Source organism: Paucibacter sp. Y2R2-4 (assembly GCF_025717535.1).
Taxonomy (GTDB): domain Bacteria; phylum Pseudomonadota; class Gammaproteobacteria; order Burkholderiales; family Burkholderiaceae_C; genus Paucibacter_A.
Window position 1 is genome coordinate 1 of the sequence record NZ_JAJIRO010000007.1, and the last position, 5597, is coordinate 5597.

Annotated in this window: 2 tRNA genes and 3 rRNA genes; all 5 read left to right on the top strand. The window is 50.9% G+C overall.

The features are described 5' to 3' along the window. Nucleotides 1–173: 173 nt before the first annotated feature. A 16S ribosomal RNA gene (locus LNV06_RS22480) occupies nucleotides 174–1697 on the top strand. A gap of 190 nt (nucleotides 1698–1887) precedes the next feature. Beyond that, nucleotides 1888–1964, top strand: a tRNA-Ile gene (locus LNV06_RS22485). 10 nt (nucleotides 1965–1974) lie between these two features. Then, nucleotides 1975–2050, top strand: a tRNA-Ala gene (locus tag LNV06_RS22490). Nucleotides 2051–2375: 325 nt separating this feature from the next. Further along, nucleotides 2376–5257, top strand: a 23S ribosomal RNA gene (locus LNV06_RS22495). 206 nt (nucleotides 5258–5463) lie between these two features. Next, nucleotides 5464–5576 (top strand): 5S ribosomal RNA (gene rrf / locus LNV06_RS22500). Together the 16S, 23S and 5S rRNA genes with 2 tRNA genes alongside form the textbook arrangement of a ribosomal RNA operon. Nucleotides 5577–5597 lie beyond the last annotated feature (21 nt).

Genomic DNA, 5597 nt, shown 5'->3' on the forward strand with positions numbered 1-5597 from the left:
AGGCTTGATTTGAGTTCTTTAAAAATTAACAGCCGATAAGCGTGGGCGTTTGAAGGTGAGTTTTGATGCTCGGTGACGAGGATCAAGTCTCTTAGACTTTAAACGCTCACGGAAATTAAGATTGAGAACTATGCAAATGGTTTTTAGTCGATTCCGTTGAGTAAAACAAGATCGAACTGTAGAGTTTGATCCTGGCTCAGATTGAACGCTGGCGGCATGCCTTACACATGCAAGTCGAACGGTAACAGGTTAAGCTGACGAGTGGCGAACGGGTGAGTAATATATCGGAACGTGCCCAGTCGTGGGGGATAACTACTCGAAAGAGTGGCTAATACCGCATACGACCTGAGGGTGAAAGCGGGGGACCGTAAGGCCTCGCGCGATTGGAGCGGCCGATATCAGATTAGCTAGTTGGCGGGGTAAAAGCCCACCAAGGCGACGATCTGTAGCTGGTCTGAGAGGACGACCAGCCACACTGGGACTGAGACACGGCCCAGACTCCTACGGGAGGCAGCAGTGGGGAATTTTGGACAATGGACGCAAGTCTGATCCAGCCATGCCGCGTGCGGGAAGAAGGCCTTCGGGTTGTAAACCGCTTTTGTCAGGGAAGAAACGAGTTTCTCTAATACAGAGACTTAATGACGGTACCTGAAGAATAAGCACCGGCTAACTACGTGCCAGCAGCCGCGGTAATACGTAGGGTGCAAGCGTTAATCGGAATTACTGGGCGTAAAGCGTGCGCAGGCGGTTATGCAAGACAGAGGTGAAATCCCCGGGCTCAACCTGGGAACTGCCTTTGTGACTGCATAGCTAGAGTACGGTAGAGGGGGATGGAATTCCGCGTGTAGCAGTGAAATGCGTAGATATGCGGAGGAACACCGATGGCGAAGGCAATCCCCTGGACCTGTACTGACGCTCATGCACGAAAGCGTGGGGAGCAAACAGGATTAGATACCCTGGTAGTCCACGCCCTAAACGATGTCAACTGGTTGTTGGGAGGGTTTCTTCTCAGTAACGAAGCTAACGCGTGAAGTTGACCGCCTGGGGAGTACGGCCGCAAGGTTGAAACTCAAAGGAATTGACGGGGACCCGCACAAGCGGTGGATGATGTGGTTTAATTCGATGCAACGCGAAAAACCTTACCTACCCTTGACATGGACAGAATCCTGAAGAGATTTGGGAGTGCTCGAAAGAGAACTGTCACACAGGTGCTGCATGGCCGTCGTCAGCTCGTGTCGTGAGATGTTGGGTTAAGTCCCGCAACGAGCGCAACCCTTGTCATTAGTTGCTACGAAAGGGCACTCTAATGAGACTGCCGGTGACAAACCGGAGGAAGGTGGGGATGACGTCAGGTCATCATGGCCCTTATGGGTAGGGCTACACACGTCATACAATGGCCGGTACAGAGGGCTGCCAACCCGCGAGGGGGAGCTAATCCCAGAAAACCGGTCGTAGTCCGGATCGTAGTCTGCAACTCGACTGCGTGAAGTCGGAATCGCTAGTAATCGCGGATCAGCTTGCCGCGGTGAATACGTTCCCGGGTCTTGTACACACCGCCCGTCACACCATGGGAGCGGGTTCTGCCAGAAGTAGTTAGCCTAACCGCAAGGAGGGCGATTACCACGGCAGGGTTCGTGACTGGGGTGAAGTCGTAACAAGGTAGCCGTATCGGAAGGTGCGGCTGGATCACCTCCTTTCTAGAAAGTGGTCGAGCAACTGCTTACTGCATGCAGTAGGGAGTCAGCGAGATCCAAATGACTCATTTTTAAGCGCCCACACTTATCGGCTGTATCACAACAGTGAATGAATAGAAGATGAAGTGAGCCTGGCGAGCTGGCCTCTACAGGTAAGCTGCAAAGCGGCAGGCCACACAAGTGAATAACGCGTGGGTCTGTAGCTCAGTTGGTTAGAGCACCGTCTTGATAAGGCGGGGGTCGCTGGTTCGAATCCAGCCAGACCCACCACGGGTTATCCGGGGGATTAGCTCAGTTGGGAGAGCACCTGCTTTGCAAGCAGGGGGTCAACGGTTCGAACCCGTTATCCTCCACCATTGATATTCATTCCAAAGTTGGCAAACCCCAATGTCTGATGAGATGTTGCGGTTTGCCAGTCTTTATTGGCTGTTGTTCTTTAACAATTTGTAGAGTCGAATCAGCGTTGTCGGCGGAAAGTTCAATCTTCTTTGTAAAGGGAGTTGAACACCGTGCCGTCGGCAACATTTTGATTGCGTCAAACACAAGACTTCAACTGAGCAAGAAATTGTTTAGGGTATGAAGAACGGCGTAACGCGTAAATACTCAATAACGTATGGACTCATGAATGGGGTCTGTACGAGTTCTTGACCGACAGTGCAGTCAGCGCTGTCAAAGTTATAGGGTCAAGTGACTAAGTGCATATGGTGGATGCCTAGGCGATTACAGGCGACGAAAGACGTGATAGCCTGCGATAAGCTTCGGGGAGCTGGCAAATTAGCTTTGATCCGGAGATTTCTGAATGGGGAAACCCACCCCGCGAGGGGTAACTCTGACTGAATACATAGGTCATTGTGGCGAACCGGGTGAACTGAAACATCTCAGTAGCTCGAGGAAAAGACATCAACCGAGATTCCGAAAGTAGCGGCGAGCGAAATTGGAGTAGCCTTTACGTTTTAGCATCGTGTATATCAGAACGGAATGGAAAGTCCGGCCATAGCGGGTGATAGCCCCGTATGAGAAATGCTGCGGTGTGGAACTAAGCGTAAGACAAGTAGGGCGGGACACGAGAAATCCTGTCTGAATATGGGGGGACCATCCTCCAAGGCTAAATACTCGTAATCGACCGATAGTGAACTAGTACCGTGAGGGAAAGGCGAAAAGAACCCCGGGAGGGGAGTGAAATAGATCCTGAAACCGTATGCATACAAAAAGTAGGAGCCCGCAAGGGTGACTGCGTACCTTTTGTATAATGGGTCAGCGACTTACATTCAGTGGCGAGGTTAACCGAATAGGGAAGCCGTAGAGAAATCGAGTCCGAATAGGGCGAATTAGTCGCTGGGTGTAGACCCGAAACCAAGTGATCTATCCATGGCCAGGATGAAGGTACCGTAACAGGTGCTGGAGGTCCGAACCGACTAATGTTGCAAAATTAGCGGATGAGCTGTGGATAGGGGTGAAAGGCTAAACAAACTTGGAAATAGCTGGTTCTCTCCGAAAACTATTTAGGTAGTGCCTCAAGTATTACCATCGGGGGTAGAGCACTGTTATGGCTAGGGGGTCATGGCGACTTACCAAACCATTGCAAACTCCGAATACCGATGAGTACAGCTTGGGAGACAGAGCACCGGGTGCTAACGTCCGGACTCAAGAGGGAAACAACCCAGACCGCCAGCTAAGGTCCCCAAAATTGGCTAAGTGGGAAACGAAGTGGGAAGGCTAAAACAGTCAGGATGTTGGCTTAGAAGCAGCCATCATTTAAAGAAAGCGTAATAGCTCACTGATCGAGTCGTCCTGCGCGGAAGATGTAACGGGGCTAAGCCAGTTACCGAAGCTGCGGATGTGCAATTTATTGCACGTGGTAGGAGAGCGTTCTGTAAGCCTGTGAAGGTGGGTTGTGAAGCCTGCTGGAGGTATCAGAAGTGCGAATGCTGACATGAGTAGCGTTAAAGGGGGTGAAAAGCCCCCTCGCCGAAAGCGCAAGGTTTCCTACGCAACGTTCATCGGCGTAGGGTGAGTCGGCCCCTAAGGCGAGGCAGAGATGCGTAGCTGATGGGAAACAGGTAAATATTCCTGTACCGATCAATAGTGCGATGTGGGGACGGAGAAGGTTAGCTCAGCCAACTGTTGGATATGTTGGTTCAAGCGTGTAGTCGTGTCCCTTAGGCAAATCCGGGGGAATGAGATGAGGCGTGATAACGAGTCTGCTTGCAGACGAAGTGAGTGATACCCTGCTTCCAAGAAAAGCCACTAAGCTTCAGCTATTGACGACCGTACCGCAAACCGACACTGGTGCGCGAGATGAGTATTCTAAGGCGCTTGAGAGAACTCTGGAGAAGGAACTCGGCAAATTGACACCGTAACTTCGGAAGAAGGTGTGCCTCTATTAGGTGAAGGGATTTACTCCTGGAGCCGAATGGGGTCGCAGAGAATCGGTGGCTGCAACTGTTTATTAAAAACACAGCACTCTGCAAAGACGAAAGTCGACGTATAGGGTGTGACTCCTGCCCGGTGCTGGAAGATTAAATGATGGGGTGCAAGCTCTTGACTGAAGTCCCAGTAAACGGCGGCCGTAACTATAACGGTCCTAAGGTAGCGAAATTCCTTGTCGGGTAAGTTCCGACCTGCACGAATGGAGTAATGATGGCCACACTGTCTCCTCCAGAGACTCAGCGAAGTTGAAATGTTTGTGATGATGCAATCTCCCCGCGGAAAGACGGAAAGACCCCATGAACCTTTACTGTAGCTTTACATTGGACTTTGAACAGATCTGTGTAGGATAGGTGGGAGGCTTTGAAGTGAGGACGCTAGTTCTCATGGAGCCAACGTTGAAATACCACCCTGGTGTGTTTGAGGTTCTAACCTTGGTCCCTTATCGGGATTGGGGACAGTGTATGGTGGGCAGTTTGACTGGGGCGGTCTCCTCCCAAAGTGTAACGGAGGAGTTCGAAGGTACGCTAAATACGGTCGGAAATCGTGTTGATAGTGCATTGGCATAAGCGTGCTTGACTGCGAGACTGACAAGTCGAGCAGGTACGAAAGTAGGACAAAGTGATCCGGTGGTTCTGTATGGAAGGGCCATCGCTCAACGGATAAAAGGTACTCTGGGGATAACAGGCTGATACCGCCCAAGAGTTCATATCGACGGCGGTGTTTGGCACCTCGATGTCGGCTCATCTCATCCTGGGGCTGTAGCCGGTCCCAAGGGTATGGCTGTTCGCCATTTAAAGAGGTACGTGAGCTGGGTTTAAAACGTCGTGAGACAGTTTGGTCCCTATCTTCCGTGGGCGCTGCAAGATTGAGAGAGCCTGCTCCTAGTACGAGAGGACCGGAGTGGACGCACCTCTGGTGTATCGGTTGTCACGCCAGTGGCATCGCCGAGTAGCTAAGTGCGGAAGAGATAACCGCTGAAAGCATCTAAGCGGGAAACTCGTCTCAAGATGAGTCTTGCCGGGGCCTTGAGCCCCCTGAAGGGTCGTTCGAGACCAGGACGTTGATAGGCTGGGTGTGGAAGCGCAGTAATGCGTTAAGCTAACCAGTACTAATTGCCCGTGAGGCTTGACCCTATAACTTTGACAGTTCAGAAATGAATGTGTTCAAGGATTATTGAGTAGTCAATACAAGTTATACCGTTCTTCAATGAAGTCCGTGTTAACGCAATCAATAAAGCTGATTCGAGTGTTATGACAAACCCTCAAGTGGTGTCATAATGCAGCTCTACAAATTGGGTTTGTTGTTGATTTAAAACTCAACAAGAAGCCAACCAGTTAAGCCTGATGACCATAGCGAGTTGGTCCCACTCCTTCCCATCCCGAACAGGACAGTGAAATGACTCAGCGCCGATGATAGTGCGGATTCCCGTGTGAAAGTAGGTCATCGTCAGGCTAATATTTATGCAAAACGCCC